This window comes from Roseovarius sp. A-2, assembly GCF_002072155.1.
Taxonomy (GTDB): Bacteria; Pseudomonadota; Alphaproteobacteria; order Rhodobacterales; family Rhodobacteraceae; genus Roseovarius.
This window is the reverse complement of sequence record NZ_BDIY01000001.1, coordinates 336,528-354,047: the sequence shown is the minus strand read 5'-3', so window position 1 is coordinate 354,047 and position 17,520 is coordinate 336,528. Positions and strand designations below refer to the sequence as shown.

19 protein-coding genes are annotated in these 17,520 nt (G+C 65.2%); 6 read left to right on the top strand and 13 right to left on the bottom strand.

Annotated elements, in window-relative coordinates:
* Positions 1-63 precede the first annotated feature (63 nt).
* From betA to betI, 3 genes are all read right to left on the bottom strand, one after another.
* Positions 64-1,719, bottom strand: coding sequence for a choline dehydrogenase (betA, locus tag BHD06_RS01770; RefSeq protein ID WP_080455247.1), 1,656 nt, complete (start codon positions 1,717-1,719; stop codon positions 64-66).
* A 72-nt stretch (positions 1,720-1,791) separates the two neighbouring features.
* Positions 1,792-3,300 (bottom strand): choline-sulfatase, encoded by a 1,509-nt coding sequence (betC, locus tag BHD06_RS01765; RefSeq protein WP_080455246.1) that lies wholly within the window; start codon positions 3,298-3,300, stop codon positions 1,792-1,794.
* A complete protein-coding gene (gene betI / locus BHD06_RS01760; RefSeq protein WP_080455559.1) occupies positions 3,297-3,887 on the bottom strand; it encodes a transcriptional regulator BetI in 591 nt (196 codons plus the stop codon). Before betI ends, betC begins: the two co-directional genes overlap by 4 nt.
* Before the next feature lie 246 nt (positions 3,888-4,133).
* On the opposite strand from betI, the gene BHD06_RS01755 reads away from it, so the two are divergent.
* The 4 genes from BHD06_RS01755 to choV all read left to right on the top strand — a co-directional run bounded on the left by BHD06_RS01755 (position 4,134) and on the right by choV (position 8,658).
* Positions 4,134-5,687: an ABC transporter substrate-binding protein gene (locus BHD06_RS01755; RefSeq protein WP_080455245.1), complete on the top strand. Its 1,554-nt coding sequence runs from the start codon at positions 4,134-4,136 to the stop codon at positions 5,685-5,687.
* A gap of 101 nt (positions 5,688-5,788) precedes the next feature.
* Positions 5,789-6,715 (top strand): choline ABC transporter substrate-binding protein, encoded by a 927-nt coding sequence (choX, locus tag BHD06_RS01750; RefSeq protein WP_080455558.1) that lies wholly within the window; start codon positions 5,789-5,791, stop codon positions 6,713-6,715.
* Between the two features lie 81 nt (positions 6,716-6,796).
* Positions 6,797-7,633: a choline ABC transporter permease subunit gene (choW, locus tag BHD06_RS01745; protein WP_080455244.1), complete on the top strand. Its 837-nt coding sequence runs from the start codon at positions 6,797-6,799 to the stop codon at positions 7,631-7,633.
* Entirely contained in the window at positions 7,630-8,658 is a 1,029-nt protein-coding gene (gene choV, locus BHD06_RS01740; RefSeq protein WP_080455243.1) for a choline ABC transporter ATP-binding protein, read from the top strand. Before choW ends, choV begins: the two co-directional genes overlap by 4 nt.
* A 26-nt stretch (positions 8,659-8,684) precedes the next feature.
* On the opposite strand, the gene gspN is transcribed toward choV, so the two are convergent.
* Genes gspN through gspG form a run of 8 tightly spaced genes read right to left on the bottom strand, consistent with a single transcriptional unit; the run spans position 8,685 to position 14,017 of the window.
* Positions 8,685-9,452 carry a type II secretion system protein N gene (gene gspN, locus BHD06_RS01735; protein WP_080455242.1) on the bottom strand — a complete coding sequence of 256 codons (768 nt, stop codon included), beginning with the start codon at positions 9,450-9,452 and terminating at the stop codon, positions 8,685-8,687.
* The gene (gspM, locus tag BHD06_RS01730; RefSeq protein WP_080455241.1) at positions 9,449-9,964 is read right to left on the bottom strand and encodes a type II secretion system protein GspM; all 516 of its coding nucleotides are present in this window, start codon (positions 9,962-9,964) and stop codon (positions 9,449-9,451) included. The genes gspN and gspM overlap by 4 nt, the downstream gene beginning before the upstream one ends.
* Complete coding sequence (gene gspL, locus BHD06_RS01725; protein WP_080455240.1) at positions 9,961-11,160, bottom strand: type II secretion system protein GspL; 1,200 nt, start codon at positions 11,158-11,160, stop codon at positions 9,961-9,963. The genes gspM and gspL overlap by 4 nt, the downstream gene beginning before the upstream one ends.
* Positions 11,157-12,080, bottom strand: a complete 924-nt coding sequence (gene gspK, locus BHD06_RS01720) for a type II secretion system minor pseudopilin GspK (RefSeq protein WP_176214252.1) — start codon at positions 12,078-12,080, stop codon at positions 11,157-11,159. The genes gspL and gspK overlap by 4 nt, the downstream gene beginning before the upstream one ends.
* An 11-nt stretch (positions 12,081-12,091) precedes the next feature.
* Positions 12,092-12,709 (bottom strand): type II secretion system protein GspJ, encoded by a 618-nt coding sequence (locus BHD06_RS23995; protein WP_080455238.1) that lies wholly within the window; start codon positions 12,707-12,709, stop codon positions 12,092-12,094.
* Positions 12,706-13,077 (bottom strand): prepilin-type N-terminal cleavage/methylation domain-containing protein, encoded by a 372-nt coding sequence (locus tag BHD06_RS23990; RefSeq protein ID WP_080455237.1) that lies wholly within the window; start codon positions 13,075-13,077, stop codon positions 12,706-12,708. Before BHD06_RS23990 ends, BHD06_RS23995 begins: the two co-directional genes overlap by 4 nt.
* Positions 13,074-13,562: a type II secretion system protein gene (locus tag BHD06_RS01705; protein WP_080455236.1), complete on the bottom strand. Its 489-nt coding sequence runs from the start codon at positions 13,560-13,562 to the stop codon at positions 13,074-13,076. Before BHD06_RS01705 ends, BHD06_RS23990 begins: the two co-directional genes overlap by 4 nt.
* Positions 13,550-14,017, bottom strand: coding sequence for a type II secretion system major pseudopilin GspG (gspG, locus tag BHD06_RS01700; protein WP_080455235.1), 468 nt, complete (start codon positions 14,015-14,017; stop codon positions 13,550-13,552). Before gspG ends, BHD06_RS01705 begins: the two co-directional genes overlap by 13 nt.
* Before the next feature lie 114 nt (positions 14,018-14,131).
* On the opposite strand from gspG, the gene BHD06_RS01695 reads away from it, so the two are divergent.
* Entirely contained in the window at positions 14,132-14,875 is a 744-nt protein-coding gene (locus tag BHD06_RS01695) for an A24 family peptidase (protein ID WP_080455234.1), read from the top strand.
* A gap of 63 nt (positions 14,876-14,938) precedes the next feature.
* Here the strand turns inward: BHD06_RS01695 and BHD06_RS01690 are convergent, their stop codons facing one another.
* Positions 14,939-16,627 carry a hypothetical protein gene (locus BHD06_RS01690; protein WP_080455233.1) on the bottom strand — a complete coding sequence of 563 codons (1,689 nt, stop codon included), beginning with the start codon at positions 16,625-16,627 and terminating at the stop codon, positions 14,939-14,941.
* Positions 16,627-17,199, bottom strand: a complete 573-nt coding sequence (locus BHD06_RS01685) for an SCO family protein (RefSeq protein WP_176214251.1) — start codon at positions 17,197-17,199, stop codon at positions 16,627-16,629. Before BHD06_RS01685 ends, BHD06_RS01690 begins: the two co-directional genes overlap by 1 nt.
* A 3-nt stretch (positions 17,200-17,202) precedes the next feature.
* Between BHD06_RS01685 and BHD06_RS24635 the strand changes: the two genes are divergently transcribed.
* Positions 17,203-17,463: a hypothetical protein gene (locus BHD06_RS24635; protein WP_176214250.1), complete on the top strand. Its 261-nt coding sequence runs from the start codon at positions 17,203-17,205 to the stop codon at positions 17,461-17,463.
* Positions 17,464-17,520 lie beyond the last annotated feature (57 nt).

Below are 17,520 nucleotides of genomic sequence, written 5' to 3'. Positions count from 1 at the left end.
CCCTTATGGGCGCAGGTCCTGCCGCCGTTCAAGACGAAAGGTGAACAAAAGGTTAACGCACGCTCAGCGCTGCGCGGTTCGCCACTCAGGATGCACCCAAGGCTGCGCGTTGTCGGGCGGCAGGCGGCGGTCCAGCACGGCATCGGCGATCTTCTCGCCCGCCATGATCGAGGGCGCGTTGAGATTGCCATTGGTGATGCGCGGGAAGATGCTCGAATCGGCCACGCGCAACCCCTCGATCCCGATCACCCGGCCTTTTGGGTCGACCACCGCATCCGGATCGTCGGCGCTCCCCATCTTGCAGGTGCCGCAGGGGTGATAGGCGCTCTCGGCATGCTCGCGGATGAAATCGTCGAGTTCGTCATCGCTCTGCACATCCGCGCCGGGCTGGATTTCATGCTTGGCATAGGGCGCAAAGGCCTCCTGCGCGAAGATCTCCCGCGTCAGCCGGATACAGCGCCGGAAATCGACCCAGTCGCTCTCGGCGCTCATGTAGTTGAAGCGAATCACCGGGTCGTCGGCGGGATCATTGCTGCGCAGCGTCACCGCGCCGCGCGACACGCTTCGCATTGGCCCGACATGGGCCTGAAATCCGTGCCCCTCGGCCGCCGCCTTGCCGTCATACCGCACCGCAATGGGCAGGAAGTGGAACTGGATATCGGGGTAATCGACGCCCGGAGCCGAGCGGATGAAGCCGCAGCTTTCAAACTGGTTCGACGCCCCCGGCCCTTGCTTGCCCAACAGCCATTGCAAGCCCACCCAACCCTTGCCGACAAGGTTCCAGTATTTGTAAAGGCTGACCGGCTGGCTCGCGGCCATCTGGATGTAAAGCTCCAGATGGTCCTGCAAATTCGCACCCACGCCGGGGCGGTCAGCCTGCACATCAATGCCGTGCTCAGAGAGATGCGCCGCCGGACCGATGCCGGACAGCATCAAGAGCTTGGGTGAGTTGATCGACGAGGCCGCAAGGATCACCTCTTCGCGGGCATGCACCACTTCGCGCCGCCCGTTGCGCAGAACCTCGACACCAGTGGCGCGGCCCTCATGGATCACCACGCGTTGCACCAGCCCGCGCAACAGGTCGCAATTGTCGCGCTTGAGCGCGGGGCGCAGATAGGCATTGGCCGCCGACCACCGCTGGCCTTTGTAAACGGTCATCTCGAAGGGGCCGAACCCCTCCTGCTTTTCGCCGTTATAGTCGTTGGTCGCGGGATATCCCGCCTGAACCCCCGCCTCGACAAAGGCGCGCACCAGCGGGTTGTCACGCTTGCCACGGCTGACATGGAGGGGGCCGTTCTGGCCGCGCCAATCGGCATCGCCGCCATGACCGCCGGCGTCCCAATTCTCCATGCGTTTGAAATAGGGCAGCACATCGGCATAGCCCCAACCGTGGCAGCCCTCGTCGCGCCAATGGTCGTAATCATGGGCATGGCCGCGCACATAGACCATACCGTTGATGCTGCTCGACCCCCCGATCACCTTGCCGCGCGGACAGGCCAGTCGCCGCCCGCCCAGATGCGGCTCGGGCTCGGTCCGGTAACCCCAGTCATAGCGCTTCATGTTCATCGGATAGCTGAGCGCGCCGGGCATCTGGATGAAGGGGCCCGCATCGGTGCCGCCATGCTCGACCACCAGCACGGATTTTCCCGCCTCGGAAAGGCGATAGGCCATGGCGCAGCCCGCGCTGCCGGCACCGACGATGACGTAATCGGCCTCCATCAGCGGTGCCCTTCGTGGCGAATGGCGGAGAATGAGTATTTTTGGAACAGTGAAACCATCATGCGCCCCTCGTCATTCGCCGCGTGGAAAACGCTGGTTTTCCTCCACGACATTGAGGTCCATGTGGTTGCGCATGTAGCGCTCACTGGCCTGTTGCAGTGGCTGGTAATCCCACGGGTAGTAACCGCCCTGGCGCAGCGCCTCGTAGACCACCCAGCGGCGGGCCTGACTCTCGCGGACCCGCGCATCAAACGCATCAAGATCCCAGCGCGCCTCGGCCTTGGCCTGCAATTGCGCCAGCGTCCCGGCATGGGCGGGATCATCGGCGAGGTTGGTCAACTCATGCGGGTCGGCCTCAAGATCGAACAGCTGATCGGGATCGAGCGCGCAGCGATTGTATTTCCAGCGCCCATAGCGCAGCGAGACGAGCGGCGCGTAGGACGCCTCGGCGGCGTATTCCATCGCCACGGGGGCCTCGCGTTTGCCGCCCTGTCCGAGATGGATGAGCGATTGCCCCTCTGTCCAGGGCATTACCCCGGACATGTCAGCCGCCGCCAGGTCGCACAGCGTCGGGCAGACGTCGATCGTGCTGACCGGATCGGTCACAAGGCCTGGTGCCATGTCCGGTGCGCTGATCATCAGCGGCACGCGTGCCGAGCCTTCGTAGAACGACATCTTGAACCATAGTCCGCGCTCGCCCAGCATGTCGCCGTGATCCGACACAAACAGGATCACCGCCTCCTGCCGCGTGGCCTCCAACGCGTCCATCACCTCGCCGATCTTGTCATCGAGGTAAGAGATATTGGCGAAATAGGCGCGGCGTGAGCGGCGGATATCCTCTTGCGAGATGTCGAACGAGCGCCAGTCATTGGCATCGAAGATGCGTTTCGAGTGGGCGTCGTGATCCTCGTAATTCATCGCAGGGACCTCGGGCAGAAGGTGCTCGCACCCCTCGTAGAGATCCCAGTATTTGCGCCGAGTCACATAAGGATCATGCGGATGGGTGAAGCTGATCGTCAGGCACCAGGGCCGCGCATCGTGTCCGCGCGCGAGATCATAGACCTTTTGCACGCCATGAAAGGCTACCTCGTCATCATATTCCATCTGGTTGGATATTTCGGCCACGCCGCTGCCTGTGACCGAACCGAGATTGTGATACCACCAGTCGATCCGCTCGCCGGGCTTGCGGTAATCCGGCGTCCAGCCGAAATCGGCGGGGTAGATATCGGTGGTCAGCCGCTGCTCGAAGCCATGCAGCTGATCGGGCCCGACGAAATGCATCTTGCCGCTAAGGCAGGTCTGATAGCCTGCGCGGCGCAGGTGGTGGGCATAGGTGGGAATATCCGCCGAAAACTCTGCGGCGTTGTCATAGACGCGGGAGCGCGACGGCAGCAGTCCCGACATGAAACTCGCCCGCCCCGGCGCGCAGAGCGGGCTGGCCGTATAGGCATTGGCAAAGCGGGTGGAGCGCGCCGCCAGACGTTTGAGGTTGGGCGCGTGCAGCCATTCCGCAGGGCCGTCGGGAAACAGCGTGCCATTAAGCTGATCGACCATGAAAATCAGGATGTTCGGCGCGGTCATGTCGGCTCCTTGGATTGCTGGAGAGAGGTGTCGAGATAGCGCAGCAGCACGTCGATGGCGGGTCCCGGCGCGGTTTCGCCCTCGCCAAGCGCCTGCCGGATATAGAGCCCGTCGATCATCGCCGCGAGGCCACGGGTCAGGGTATGCGCCTCGGCCTGCGTGATCTGGCGAAACGCATGGTAAAGATTCGAGCGCAGCCGCCGCTGGTAGATGTGCAAGAGCCGCCGCGCCTCAGTCGAGCGCTGCGCCTGCACGTAGAAATTGAGCCACGCCGAGACCATCTCCGGGCGGAATTGCGCGGGCGTGAAACTTGCGCGGATGATCGCCTCGACCCGCTCGCGAGGGGTCTTGGCCATGATCAGCGCGCCACGCACCTCGGATCCGTAAAGCGTCAGGATATGACGCATCGCGGCCACGAAAATCTGTTCCTTGGAGCCGAAATAGTGATGCGCCAGCGCCGAGGACATGCCCGCCCGCCTGGCGATCTGCGCCACGGTCACGTCAAGCGAGCCGCGCGCGCCAATCTCGTGAATCGTCGCCTCGACCAACGCGCTGCGCCTGATGGGCTCCATTCCGATCCTGGGCATCAGCCCCTCCATCTGCGTGCTTGCCTGACTGGCGTAATCATGTTTAATTGACTCGTCAATCAAGAAAACCGGAGGCTCAAAACCCGGCACCATCCGCCCCTCGGGGGCATCATGGACGTTGTATTTCACTGCAGCGTCATATTAGCCTACTCTTATCGCAACTGACCGCCGCGGCCTCTGGGGCATCCTGCCCGATTGCCCGCAAATCAAGGTCAGGGCCAATAACGCAAAAGGGAGACCACCAACATGACCATATTGAATTCCGGCCGCATGAACCGTCGCGGCTTCATGGCCACGACCGCCGGTGCGGCACTTGTCGCGGGCCTGCCGCTGAGCGCGCGCGCCCAGCCCAAGCGCGGCGGCCACCTGCGCGCCGCCATCGGCCACGGCCAGACCACCGACACGCTGAACCCGGCGACCTATGAAAACAGCTTTACCACCTCGATGTCCTTCGCCATTCATGGCCGACTGACCGAGGTGGCCGCCGACGGCTCGCTCAAGCCCGAACTCGCCGAAAGCTGGGAAGCCTCCGACGATGCCTCGGTCTGGCGCTTCAAGCTCCGCCCCGGTGTGACCTTTCATTCCGGCAAGGAAATGAGCGTCGAGGACGTGGTGCAGTCGATCAATTTCCATCGGGGCGAAGACTCCACCTCGGCCGCCGGTCCCATCGTGGCACCAATCCAGGACGTGCAGACCGAAGGCAGCGACACGGTCGTCTTCACCCTCGACGGAGGCAATGCCGACTTCCCCTTCATCCTCAGCGATTATCATCTGGTGATCTGCAAGGCCGATGGAGACAGCATCGACTGGCGCTCGGGCGACGGCTGCGGCAGCTACAAGCTCAAGGATTTCACGCCCGGCGTGTCTTTCGCCGTGGAACGTCACGCGGGTCACTGGCGCGACGACGTGGCCTGGTTCGACAGCGCCGAGGTTCTAGCCGTGGTCGATCAGAACGCCCGCACCTCCGCGCTCGTCTCGGGCGATGTGGACGTGGCCGACCGGCTCGACCTCAAGACCGTGGGCCTGCTGGCGCGCCGCCCCGACATCCAGATCAACTCGGTCGCGGGCACGCAGCATTACACCTTCGCGATGGACACTCGCGCGGCCCCCTATGATGACGTCAACGTGCGCCTCGCGCTGAAATACGGCATCAACCGGCAGGAACTGGTGGACAAGATCCTGTTCGGCTACGGCTCGGTCGGCAATGACCACCCGATCGGTCAGGGCCAACGTTTCTTCAACACCGAGCTGGAGCAGAAAGCCTACGATCCCGACAAGGCGAAATTCCACCTCAAGCAGGCCGGTCTCGACAGCGTCGATGTGCAGCTTTCCTCCGCCGACGCGGCCTTCGTGGGCGCGGTGGATGCCGCCGTGCTCTATCAAAGCTCGGCCTCCGAGGCGGGCATCAACCTCACGCCGGTGCGCGAGCCGAATGACGGCTACTGGTCCGACGTCTGGATGAAAAAGCCGTTCGCGGCCGTCTATTGGTCGGGCCGCTCGGTCGAGGACCAGATGTTCTCCACCGCCTATAAATGCGGCGCGGCCTGGAATGACAGCTTCTGGTGCAACGACCGCTTCGACGAGCTGATGCTCAAGGCGCGCTCGGAACTCGACGAGGCCAAGCGTCGCGAGATGTATTTCGAAATGCAGGCCCTTGTCAGCAACGAGGGCGGGGTGATCATCCCGATGTTCGCCAATTACGTCTTCGGAAACTCCTCCAAGATCGGGCATTCCGACGTGATGGGCTCCAACTGGGATGTAGACGGTCAGCGCTGGATCGAGCGCTGGTGGATGGCCTGAGCCTGATCGCCTGACCGACATGCCGGGGCCCGGGGGATCATCCTCCGGGCCCTCGGCCAAGCGGGCCGCGTGCCCGGACATTCCATAACGGGAGAGACATGATGACCCTCAAGACCACCCTTTCCGCCCTCGCGCTCGCCACGGCGGCAGGCCCTGGGCTTGCCAATTGCGAAAGCATCACGTTCTCAGATGTGGGCTGGACCGACATCACCGCCACCACCGCAGCCACCACCGTGGTGCTGGAGGCTCTGGGATACGAGACCGATACCAAGGTGCTCTCGGTGCCGGTAACCTATACCTCCATGGCCGCCGGTGATATCGACGTGTTCCTTGGCAACTGGATGCCCACGATGGAAGGCGATATCGCCGCCTATCGCGAGGCCGGCACCGTCGACACCGTGCGCGCCAACCTCGAAGGTGCCAAATACACACTCGCCACCAATGCCGCCGGGGCCGCCCTCGGCATCACCTCCTTCGGCACCATCGCCGAACATGCCGACGCGCTCGACGAGACGATCTACGGCATCGAGCCCGGCAATGACGGCAACCGCCTGATCCTCGACATGATCGACTCGGGAGCCTTTGGCCTCAAGGGGTTCGAGGTCAAGGAAAGTTCCGAACAGGGGATGCTCGCGCAAGTGAGCCGCGCCGACCGCCGCGAGGAGCCGATCGTCTTCCTCGGGTGGGAGCCGCACCCGATGAACGCCAATCACGACATGACCTACCTCACCGGCGGCGACGACTGGTTCGGCCCCGATCTGGGCGGCGCCACGGTCTATACCAACACCCGCGCGGGCTATGTCGAGGAATGCGCCAATGTAGGAAAGCTGCTCACCAATCTCGAATTCACACTGGCCATGGAAAACGAGATCATGGGCGCGATCCTCAATGACGGCACCGACCCTGAAGAGGCGGCAAGCGCCTGGCTCAAGGCCAACCCGGACGCGGTCACGCCGTGGCTCGACGGCGTGACCGCGCAGGACGGTGGCGACGCGATGGCGGCGGTCAAGGCCGGTCTTGGACTGTAAAGCACCTACCCGCGCTGCCCGGCCCTGCCCCGGGCGGCGCGTCATTCGTTCTTTCAAAAAATCAAGAGTCGAGGCTTTTCCATGGAGTGGCTGAGCGATCACAAGATCCCCGTGGGGACATGGGCCGAGGATTTCTTCCTCTGGCTGCAAGACAATGCCGCCGGGTTCTTCGACGCCCTCGCCATCCTGATGGAAACGCTGATCGACGCGTTCCTCTGGGTGCTGCAAACCCCACACCCTCTGATCATCATCGCGGTCTTCGTCGGCCTCACATGGGCCCTTCAGCGCAACTGGAAAACCTGCCTTTTCGTGGCCCTCGGCTTTCTCTTCATCCTCAATCAGGGCTATTGGGAGGAAACCACCGAAAGCCTCACGCTGGTGCTGTCGTCGTGCATCTTCTGCATGGCCATGGGCGTGCCCATCGGCATCGCGGCGGCGCACCGCCCCCGGCTCTATGACGGGATGCGCCCGGTGCTCGACCTGATGCAGACGTTGCCGCCCTTTGTCTACCTCATCCCGGCGATCGTGTTCTTCGGCATCGGCATGGTGCCGGGCCTCATTGCCACGGTGATCTTCGTGGTCCCTGCCCCCATCCGCCTCACGCATCTGGGCATTTCAAACACGCCGCAGCCGCTCCTGGAGGCGGCGCAGGCGTTCGGGGCCACGGGCCGCCAGACCCTGTGGAAGGTCGAATTGCCCTACGCCCTGCCGCAGATCATGGCCGGGCTCAACCAGACCATCATGCTGTCGCTGTCGATGGTGGTAATCGGGGCGCTGGTGGGCGCCGACGGTCTCGGCGTGCCGGTGCTGCGGGCGATCAACACCGTGAATATCGCGCTCGGGTTCGAGTCGGGCCTGATGATCGTCGTCGTCGCCATCGTGCTTGACCGGATGCTGCGCATGGAGGGCCGCAAATGACCGAGGCCAGCGTTCATTTCAATTCCGTCTCCATCGTCTTCGGCGACGCACCCGACACCGCCCTGCCGCTGATGGACGAGGGGCAATCCCGCTCGGATATCCAGCACGCCACGGGGCAGGTTCTGGGGGTGCATGATTGCGACCTCTCGGTCGCCCCGGGCGAGATCCTCGTGCTGATGGGCCTGTCAGGCTCGGGCAAATCCACGCTGCTGCGGGCGGTCAACGGCCTCAACCCGGTGGCGCGCGGCATGGTCGAGGTGCATGACGGCACGCAGATGGTCGACGTGACCCATGCCGACGCCGCCACCCTGCGCCGCCTGCGCCAGCGCCATATCGCCATGGTGTTCCAGCAATTCGGCCTTTTGCCTTGGCGCACGGTGGCCGAAAATGTGGGGCTTGGCCTCGAGCTTGCGGGCGTCCCAAAGGACAAGCGCGCGCAGCGGGTCACCGATCAGCTTGCCCTCGTCAACCTCTCGGACTGGGCCGACCGCAAGGTAGGCGAATTGTCGGGCGGCATGCAGCAGCGCGTGGGCCTCGCCCGCGCCTTCGCCACCGATGCGCCGATCCTCCTGATGGACGAGCCCTTCTCGGCCCTCGACCCGCTGATCCGCAACCACTTGCAGGACGAACTTATCGACCTGCAAAAGACGCTGGGGCGCACCATCATCTTCGTCAGCCACGACCTCGACGAGGCGTTCAAGCTGGGCGACCGAATCGCCATCATGGAAGGCGGGCGCATCGTGCAATGCGGCACCCCGCAGGAGATTTTCACCAATCCGGCGACGGATTACGTGGCCGAATTCGTGGCCCATATGAACCCGCTCGGCGTGCTCTGCGCGCGCGACGTGATGGAGGTGGCCACCGGCACGCCGACCTTAACCGTACCGCCCGACGCGACGATTCAGCAGGTGATGGGACAGGCACAGGGCCATGACACGCCGGTCGGCGTCGAGGAGAACGGCAAAATCATTGGCCAGATCACCCGCAACCGCATCCTCGCCAAGCTACTCGACCCGCGCGCCTGACCCGCTGCGCCGGGGTGTGCATCCTGTCAGAACGCGGGCCAATCCGCGAGGCTCTCAACCTCGCGCCCTATCCGCCAGCCCTCGCCGTCCGGCTCGGCAATCCGGGTCAGGGCGCGGTGCGTCTCCTCAGGCAGATCACCGACAGCACTGACCCGCAGATCGAGCCGCGCTGAGGGCGCACCCAATACCCCCTCCAGCGTGCCCTCACCGCGCAGCACCGGCCCCGAAAGCGACAGCGGCGCGCGCCAGCCCCCGGCCCGGTCGCTGACCAGCACCGCCTCGCCGGTATCAATCTCGACCGGGCCCAGCTGGCCATCGGTCAGCGTGATCGCCCCGCCAAACGCACGGATCTGCCGCCCCGGCCAGCCGATCTCGGCGCGCACCCCCTCAACGCGCAACAGCCCCGATTGCACAACTCCGCCAATCAGCGCGGGCAGATCGGACAGCAGGATATCACCGCTCAAGCCCGTGATCTCGACCCGGTCGCGCGCCCATGGCAGGGCCATCTCGCCGCGCGCCTCAACGCCTGTGCCGGTCACAGCGATGGCCCAGACCGGCCCCGCCGCCTCGACCCGCTCAAAACGCCAGCGCAGATCGACCGGCCCCGGCAGGGCACCGGCCCGCAAGCCGCTCGCCTCGCCCCGCCACAGCGTCGAGGCATCCGTCACGGGGGCCGTCCATACGGGCAGGATCTGCGGGCTCACAAGCCGCAGATGCGCCATCCGCCCCTCGCTCAGCCCGGCCAGAGCAAGGCCCAGAACCAGCCCGAGACAGATCAGCAGAACGCGGCTCATTGGACCGGCACCAGCCGCAGATCGGCGGCCACCACGTCCTCGCGCGCCCCGCGCTCGAAGGTAAAGCCCGCCAGATCGTAGCCCCAGCTATCGGCCCGCGCGCCCAGCCATTCGGCGAGCGCGGTAAAGCGCACCTCGTCAAAGCGCAGGGTGATCCCGCCATCGGCGCTGTTGGCCAACTCGCTTGCCGCCGCGCGCAAATCAGCCTCGCGCAGACTGGCCTCGATGCCGCTGATGCCGATGGGGTCGGTCGCGCGGGCGGTGGCGCGGCCCTCGCCCGCATCGCGCCGGAGCGTGGCATAGATCACCGCCTGATCGGCCACCCAAAGTTCGGTCGCGCGCGCCTCTGCCAGTGCCTCGCGCGCCGCCGCACGCTGTTCGGTCAGTGGCAGGGCGACTCCGTAAATCAGGCCCATGGGCAGCACGACCAACGTGAGCACCGCCAGAAGCCATCGCTCCCGACGGCTCAGCCCCAGAAGAAACCCGACCAGCCGGTCCATCATCGCGCTCATCTTTGCCCCCTTTGCGTGACGGCCATGGCGAGCACCGCCTCGACGCCGCTATCCTCGCGCGTCACCGATTGCGCGACGCGCGCCTCGGTTCCCGCCGCCCGCAGCGCTGTCACGAGCGCGTCGAGCGCCGCGAAATCCGCGATCTGCACATCCATCACCAGCCCTGCCCCGGGCTGATAGCTGACCTGCGTAACGGTCAGGTCATGGTCGCGCAGCACCATGCCCGCCTGCCGCAGCACGCCGAGCGGGCGGGCCTCGGTCTCGGCCTCCGCCTCGGCGCCGCGCGCGCGGTCGATCACCTGCGTGACCTGCGTGCGGATATCGAGAATCGGGCCGGTGGGGATCATCACCTCGCGCAGGATACGCTCAGCATTCTGGCGATAGGCAAGTCCCTGATCGCGCAGCGCCGCCATATCCATCAGGATCGCCCCGATCCAACCTGCGAAGCCCAGAACGGCCAGCACCACCGGAAGCCGCAGCCGCCGCAAGCTGCGATGCATCTCGGCCCGTTCCGCCCCCGGATCACGCGCCAGATCGAGCGCCAGTTCGCCATGGGAAAAGCAGCGGGGAGGATCGACGCCATGTTCGGCGAGCGCAGCCGCGTCATGGCAGACCGGCAGCCCCCGCGCCCCCAACCATGCCGCGATCTCGGGCGGCAGCGCGCCCTGCCAAAGGATTGCGCGCGGCGGCGCGGTTTCAACCGTCTCCTGCAACAACGCCAGGGCCAGATCAGGCTCGGCGGCAAAGCCATCTTCCAGCCCGAGCCGGGCACGGATGCGCGCCGCATCCGCCTCGATCACCCACAGACCGGGGGCTGCGGGCAAGCCGAGGTAATCGGGCAGGACCGCGCGGCAGAGCGCGCCTGCCGGGGCGGCCGCCCTGGCCCAGTCGGCGCGGGTCGCGGCCTCAGTCACCAGCATGCGTTGCCATGCCTCGGGCGTCTCGCCCAGGCGCGCCGGGCGCGCATCAAGCCCTGTCTCACCGCCACCATAGGCATCGCGCAATTGCCGCCGCGCCACCCGTTCGCGCGCCGTGCCCTTGAGCGCGCCCGGCAGGTCAAGCGGAATAAGGGGCACCGACTCACCCGGAACCACCGCCACGAAGGGTTGATCCGGCAAGCCCCCGGCCGTGCTCAGGTCATGGAGCGGCAAGGATGCAGCAGCGGCGCGGGAGGGACGTGTCTTGGCAAGGATCATGGATAGGCCGCCCGGCGATATTCGATTCTCGCGGCCCCGGTCTGGCCCGAACGTTCGACCGTCAGGATGCGGCTTTGCGTGCGCCCGTCAAGCCATAGCTCGAAATGCACTTCGAACCGGTTGCTCGAGACCCTGAACCCGCCATCTGGCACCTGTGCCTGCGCGATCGCGCGCGGGTGGATCAGGCTTTCGGCGCGCAGGATGAAATCGCTGCGCGTCTCGAATGGCAGGCGCGCGCGCTCAGCCAGAAGGCGCGCTATTCCGGCCGGGTTGGCGGTAGGCAGAACCGCGCCCAGAACCTCCGCCGAGGCGGTATTGACGTTGAGCCCCGTGCCCGGTGCAAGAGCCGTGACAAAGGGCAAGAGCCGCGCGTAATACGCCTCGGTCATACCGCGCACGAGACGCAGTTCCTCGATCCTATCCATCGGCGCGCCGCGCGGGCGCACCGGCACCGCGCGCGCTGCGTAATCCCCTGGGCGCACCGGCCCGCGTGCCTGCACGTAACCGGCGATCTCGGGTCCCAGATCGACCGGCAGGCCAAGTGTACGCAACAGCCGCTCAAAGGATTGCGCCGCCGCCAGATCCGACGGCGCGCTCAGGCTGTTGACGTTGAACCGGCCCTGCAGGTCACGGATCTGCCCGCGCAACAGACCCCGATCTATGTCGGCGTCGAACCGTTCGCGCGCCCACGCCTCCTGTAGGTGATCGAGGTTCTGGTCGCGCTCCCAATCGGCGCGCAACACAGGATCAACAAGGAACTCGGCGGCATCGAGATACAGCGCCGCCTGCTGACTGATCTGCAGATCCTCGACCCGGACGCGGCTGGTCTCGGCGCGCAGCATCAGCCCCGCCGCCACCGCCGAAATCGCGGCCACCATGATCAGTGCATTCAACAGCGCGATGCCGCGATCCCGCCTCATAGCCGCGCTCCTCATGGCCAAGCCACCATCACGCGCAGCGGGCCATAGCGTTCCGAGTCGATGCGCACCTCCACCGCTTTGGGCAATGTGGTGCGCGCCAATGGATTGGGCTGCCCCCAACCGTCGATCCATCCCTCCTCCGGTCCGGCATAGGAGCGGACGCGAAAGCCCGCGATCCGGTCGAAAACCTCGGTCTCGGGTGCAAGCGCCTGCGCAGAGGCGGGCCGCAGCACCGGCCAGACCCGTCGGGTCAGCCGCTCATCCTGCCGATCATGCCGCCAGATCACCCGCTCCTGCCCGGCCAACAGCGCCTCGGGCAGCACCACGCGCCCCGCCGTGGTGAAAGCAAGCCAGCCATCCTCGGCGCTCCGGTCAAGCAGCGGCGGCTGTGGATCGGGCGTCTCGGACGGCCAGAACGACGCGCCGGTGGCGGATTTGAGATCGGCACGCAAGAGCGTGAGGCCACGGGCCAGCGCTGCGGCCTCCTCATCCGCCACGCTCAGCCGGTCGCGGGCGCGCATCATGCCGCTGAGCGCCTGCAACCCCATCACCGCGACGAGCGCAAAAATCGCCATCACCGCTACCAGTTCCAGCAGCGTCAGGCCACGATCGGACACGGCGCGGTTCACGGGATCACCTCGGTCCTGGCGATCACCGCGATGCGACTGCCTGGTTGGCCGTCGGTGCGCGCCAGAATCGTGGCCTCGGTGAATCCGGCGCGCGTCGCCTCTTCGGAGATTTCGAGCGTCCAGTCGAACGGGCCGTAGCGCACGCTTCGTGACAGGTTCACCGCCTCGCGCGCGCCCAAAAGGCGATATTCCTCGGCCCGGTTGAGCGCCACTTGCATCGCCATCACCCGCGCCGCCTCACCGCCAAGCGCGCGGCCCGCGTGGTCGGCGCTGCGCAGCGCCGCGATGGTGCCGATGGCAAGCACGAAAACCGCAATCACCAGTTCCAGCAGGGTCACACCCCGTGTGGCGGTGCCGCGCGCGCTCATGTCCCCTCGCAATCGAGACCGGCAAATCCGGTGGAGCGGCAGCGGTTCAGCCGCTCATTGGCGATGAACGTGACCTCGAACGGGGTCACCTGTCCGTCAGGCAAAAACACCAGATCAGGCAGCGGATCGCGCGTTAACTCGCGCGGGAAGATCGGGCCATCCGCACCCTCAAACCGCACCTCTCCGCGAAATTTCTGCACCATACCAACGGCTTGCCACCCCTCAACCTCCGCATCGGGCGGCGCGGGCGCAAGCGTCTGCCAGCCTTCGGGCACGATGGCCATCCCCTGCTGCGACTGCCCAAGAATGGCCCGGTCGCGCAGCCGCGCATAGGCGGCGGCAAAGCGGGTCACATCCGCCTCGGCGCTGTCGCGGGTGCTGATCGCGAAGGTCGCGCTGATAGAGAGCGTGGCGATCACCGCGACCACGATCACCATTTCCAGCAAGGTGAATCCCGCCGCGCCGTCCTGTGCTATTCGTCCCATGATCCGATATCCGCATCCACGCCCTCGCCACCGGATACGCCATCAGCGCCGAGCGTGAAGATGTCGAATTCGCCATGCACCCCGGGTTGCAGATACTGATACTCATTGCCCCAGGGGTCCTTGGGCAGGCGGTCGATATAACCGTTCCGCGCGTAGTTCTGCGGCACCGGTTCGGTACTCGGCGCCTCGACAAGCGAGCGCAGGCCCTGTTCGGTCGTGGGGTAGCGGAAATTGTCCAGTTTATACAGCTTCACCGCCCCCGACAGCACCGACAGATCCGACTGCACCCGCGCCACCCGCGCCTGATCGGGACGGTCGATGATGCGCGGCATCACGACCAGTGCGAGGATCGACATGATCACCACCACGACCATCAATTCCAGCAAGGAAAACCCAGCCTCGCCACGGATGCGGCGGGCCGGCCGGGAACAACTGCGTGACGTATTGATTTGCATGGTAAAATCTGTCCGTAAAAGCGTGTAGACTACGTACAGAATCATAAAGCATGGGCAGGCCCATGACAATCGAAGCCTTGGCCTCCTGTCCATTTTTCACAGCCCGGATCCGCAATGCCCGACACCGCGCCGCTCGCCTTTTTCCTGATCCTGAGCGGGGCTGCCGTCGGCTCGTTTCTGGCTGCATGGGCCGACCGGCTGCCGCGCGGCGAGAGCATCGTCACCACCCCGTCGAGTTGTCGCGGATGCGGGATGCAGATCGCCTGGCGCGATCTGGTGCCGGTGGCCTCATGGCTCGTGCTGTCTGGACGATGTCGCAGATGCGGCGAGGCGATCCCGCGACGCCTGTTTTACGCCGAAATCATCGGTATGGGCCTCGCCATCCTCGCCATCTGGGTCGCGGCGACGCCACTGGAAATGGTGCTCGGCGCGCTCTGGCTGTGGTGCCTCTTCGGTCTCATGCTGTGTGATCTGTCTGATTTTCGCCTGCCGGATTCGCTGACCGGTCTGCTTGTCGTGACCGGCGCGGCGATGTCATGGGCCGATTCGGCGCGCGGCCTGCCGGATGCGCTGATCGGGGCCGGTGCCGGGGCGGGCGCGTTTCTGGCCCTGCGCCTCGCCTATCAATTGGTGCGGCGGCGCGAGGGGTTGGGGCTTGGCGATGTCAAGCTGATGGCCGGCATCGGGGCGGGCCTGGGCTGGGCGGCGCTGCCGATGGTGGCACTCGTCGCGGCGCTTGGTGCTTTGGCAGTGACGGGCGCGCTCTGGTATCGCGGGGCGCGGGCAAGCGGCGGCACCGAAATCCCCTTCGGTGCCTACCTCGCTGCGGCCGCGGCAGTGATCTGGCTCTGGCTCTGAAAAGGCACGGGCGGCAGGTTGCCCTACCGCCCGCTACGTACCACAAGGCCCATTACTCAAAACCTAGGGTACGATCCACTCGCTGACGACGCGATAGCCATCGCGCTTGTCTGGCGCAAGTTCGGCAATGAACGCGCCTTTCGAGGCAAACCGTTGCCCCGGCCCCAAGGCAAGCTCGGGATGGGTGCCGGGATTCAGCTCATTCTCTGCCTCATGCTCGATGATTTCAAGCATGTAATCGCGGTAAAAGTCGTTGATTATATGCATGAGTCCAAACTCTGCCATGGTCAGGGCATAATAGGTCTGCAACTGGGTACGCGGATGCGTGACCTCCAGACGCCGAGAATGCATCCAGCCGCGAATCCGGTACTTGCGCGGGTGGTATGAGTCAGGCTCGTCATAGGGCCAGACCAACCGGGTGCGCGCAATGAGATCGGGCGTGAACGCAGTGACCGCACTGTCCTGCGTGGCCGAGGGCAGGAAAATCCGTTCTGCGCCCGGTGGATCGTCGGCCAGAACGGCGACCGCCTCGGCGGCATCCTGTGGCCAGATCACCAGGGTGTCGGCATCGCCATGCGCGGCAAGCGCAGCGCGCAGCCCTGCCTCATCCTCGTAAGCGATTGACTCAACGCTCGTTTCCTTGAGCATCCTCGCCATCGTCTCTTCAAAGGCGCGGGCCGGGCGGGTGCCTCGCGGGCCGGTGCCGTGGATCTGGACCACGCGCGCCGGGGGCACCTCCTGATCGCCGAGATGCAGGCCGAGCGCCTCGCCCTCCAACACAAGACCGCGATTGAAATAGACCGAGTAGCCATAGCGCCCCTCTCCAGGCGCGGGTAGTTCGGCATTGGGAAAGATGCAGGGCAGGCGGTTATCATCGCAGAAGGTGCCGATCTCGTCCCACGGTCCTTCGACCAGCCCGCTTATCGTGGCAAACACCGGCTGCTCGGCATACTTCGCGTCAAGCTGCGCGCGCCATGTCTCGGGCGGCCCTTCAAGACGCCAGACATGCAACTGCCAGTAACGATAGGCCGAGATGAAATTCGAGCGGTAATTGGGCGAAAAGGTCGGGTTATGGGTATCGCCCTCAGTGTCCTTGTTCATCCATTCGAAGAACAACTCCATCGTGCGCAGCATTGCGTCAGCTTCGGCGGGGTCGGCATCGGGGCCGATGATCGTGGCGAAATGGATATCGCGCCCGGTCACGCCGGGGTCGATCTCGCTCGAGAGTGTCTTGAGATAGGCCGACAGGTTCGCCACATCCGCCTTGCTCAGGTCATAGCGCGGCATGATCGGATCAAACTCGTGCCCGGCCGCGTCCACCCCCTCGCGCAGCGCCCGCGCCAGAAGCGCGTCGTCATAGGCGGGTCGCATGCGCGGCTGCCGGACGCGGGCCCAGAAACCGGGCGGCTGCACCTCCTGGTAGAGATCCTTGAACATCCGGTTGCGATTCGGCGTCTTGGACTCGAACAGGACCGAGCCGATGATCGGCGGCACGTAGTTGCCGCCCTCCGAGGTGCCGAAACCGCTCGGACGGTGACAGTTGACGCAGGAAAACTGCGCGCCCGTCACCTCCACATCGCCTTGGGTCACACCGGTGATCGGCTGGCCATCGGCTCCGATCCCCTTCCAGTAGAGGGTGCGGCCAAGGTCAGCGTCACCGGCCTGCCCTGCCCCGGCCAGAACCGGGGCCACGACCAGCCCAAGCGAGACCGCCGCGGCACGCAGCGCGGCTGTCATCGAAAGGCGCGGCATCAATTCACCTCGGGACGCAGAACAGCGGCATATTCTTCGGCCAGTTCCTCGGATCCGAGCAGACCCTCCAGCCGGACCCATGGGGTGTCTTTGCCCCGCCGCAGAAAGGTCAACGGGCGGTGATACATCTTGTTCTCGCCTTTGTAGACCGCATCAAAGGCGCGCACGACGGAGAAGATATCGTCGAACTGTCCGGTCAGCATGACCCAGTTGTCGCGCGCGGCATGCAGCTCGGCATACTCGCGCAGACGGCGCGGCGTGTCGTATTCGGGGTCGATCGAAATCGAAACCATCATGTAGCTGTCGTCGATCGCCGCCAGATCCTCTTGGGTCTGGCCAAAGGTGGCGCTCATCACCGGGCAGATCGTGGCGCAGCTGGTGAAAATGAAATTCAGCACTATCGGCCCGTCATATGCCATCATTTCCGCAAAGTTCACTTTCTGCGCATTCTGATTGCGCAAGGTGACGTCGGGCATCACGTAGTCGTTCGCGCTGCGCTTGTACTGAAACCCGTCGGGGCGCATCGCCGCCTCGCCGGTGTTGCCCATGTCCATGCCCAGGTGGTCGGGCATGCGATGGTCCATCCCGGCGTGATCCATGCCACCGGCCATATCGTGACCGGCGTGATCGCCGTGGCCTGCATGCGCGTCATGCCCGGCACGGTCATCCTGTTTGGCGTGCCCGGTGCCGTGATCGTGGCCTGTGCTGTCCTGCGCGGCGTGATCATGACCTGCATGGTCATGGCCGGAGTGATCGGCAATCGCGGGCGCGGTAACCGCCAGAAAGGAAACAGCCGCCAGCCCGAAGCGGGCAGAGCGGGAAACGGTTTGAATTGACGTCATGCCAGGTCTCCGAATGAGCGAGTAATGTCGCGAATGACGAAAGGCCCGGCG

Excerpts from the sequence above, each read along its gene's own strand:
- betA (WP_080455247.1), bottom strand. The coding sequence starts at position 1,719 with ATGGAGGCCGATTACGTCATCGTCGGTGCCGGCAGCGCGGGCTGCGCC.
- betC (WP_080455246.1), bottom strand. The coding sequence starts at position 3,300 with ATGACCGCGCCGAACATCCTGATTTTCATGGTCGATCAGCTTAATGGC.
- betI (WP_080455559.1), bottom strand. The coding sequence starts at position 3,887 with ATGCCCAGGATCGGAATGGAGCCCATCAGGCGCAGCGCGTTGGTCGAG.
- BHD06_RS01755 (WP_080455245.1), top strand. The coding sequence starts at position 4,134 with ATGACCATATTGAATTCCGGCCGCATGAACCGTCGCGGCTTCATGGCC.
- choX (WP_080455558.1), top strand. The coding sequence starts at position 5,789 with ATGACCCTCAAGACCACCCTTTCCGCCCTCGCGCTCGCCACGGCGGCA.
- choW (WP_080455244.1), top strand. The coding sequence starts at position 6,797 with ATGGAGTGGCTGAGCGATCACAAGATCCCCGTGGGGACATGGGCCGAG.
- choV (WP_080455243.1), top strand. The coding sequence starts at position 7,630 with ATGACCGAGGCCAGCGTTCATTTCAATTCCGTCTCCATCGTCTTCGGC.
- gspN (WP_080455242.1), bottom strand. The coding sequence starts at position 9,452 with ATGAGCCGCGTTCTGCTGATCTGTCTCGGGCTGGTTCTGGGCCTTGCT.
- gspM (WP_080455241.1), bottom strand. The coding sequence starts at position 9,964 with ATGAGCGCGATGATGGACCGGCTGGTCGGGTTTCTTCTGGGGCTGAGC.
- gspL (WP_080455240.1), bottom strand. The coding sequence starts at position 11,160 with ATGATCCTTGCCAAGACACGTCCCTCCCGCGCCGCTGCTGCATCCTTG.
- gspK (WP_176214252.1), bottom strand. The coding sequence starts at position 12,080 with ATGAGGCGGGATCGCGGCATCGCGCTGTTGAATGCACTGATCATGGTG.
- BHD06_RS23990 (WP_080455237.1), bottom strand. The coding sequence starts at position 13,077 with ATGAGCGCGCGCGGCACCGCCACACGGGGTGTGACCCTGCTGGAACTG.
- BHD06_RS01705 (WP_080455236.1), bottom strand. The coding sequence starts at position 13,562 with ATGGGACGAATAGCACAGGACGGCGCGGCGGGATTCACCTTGCTGGAA.
- gspG (WP_080455235.1), bottom strand. The coding sequence starts at position 14,017 with ATGCAAATCAATACGTCACGCAGTTGTTCCCGGCCGGCCCGCCGCATC.
- BHD06_RS01695 (WP_080455234.1), top strand. The coding sequence starts at position 14,132 with ATGCCCGACACCGCGCCGCTCGCCTTTTTCCTGATCCTGAGCGGGGCT.
- BHD06_RS01690 (WP_080455233.1), bottom strand. The coding sequence starts at position 16,627 with ATGCCGCGCCTTTCGATGACAGCCGCGCTGCGTGCCGCGGCGGTCTCG.
- BHD06_RS01685 (WP_176214251.1), bottom strand. The coding sequence starts at position 17,199 with ATGCCCGACCACCTGGGCATGGACATGGGCAACACCGGCGAGGCGGCG.
- BHD06_RS24635 (WP_176214250.1), top strand. The coding sequence starts at position 17,203 with ATGGTCCATCCCGGCGTGATCCATGCCACCGGCCATATCGTGACCGGC.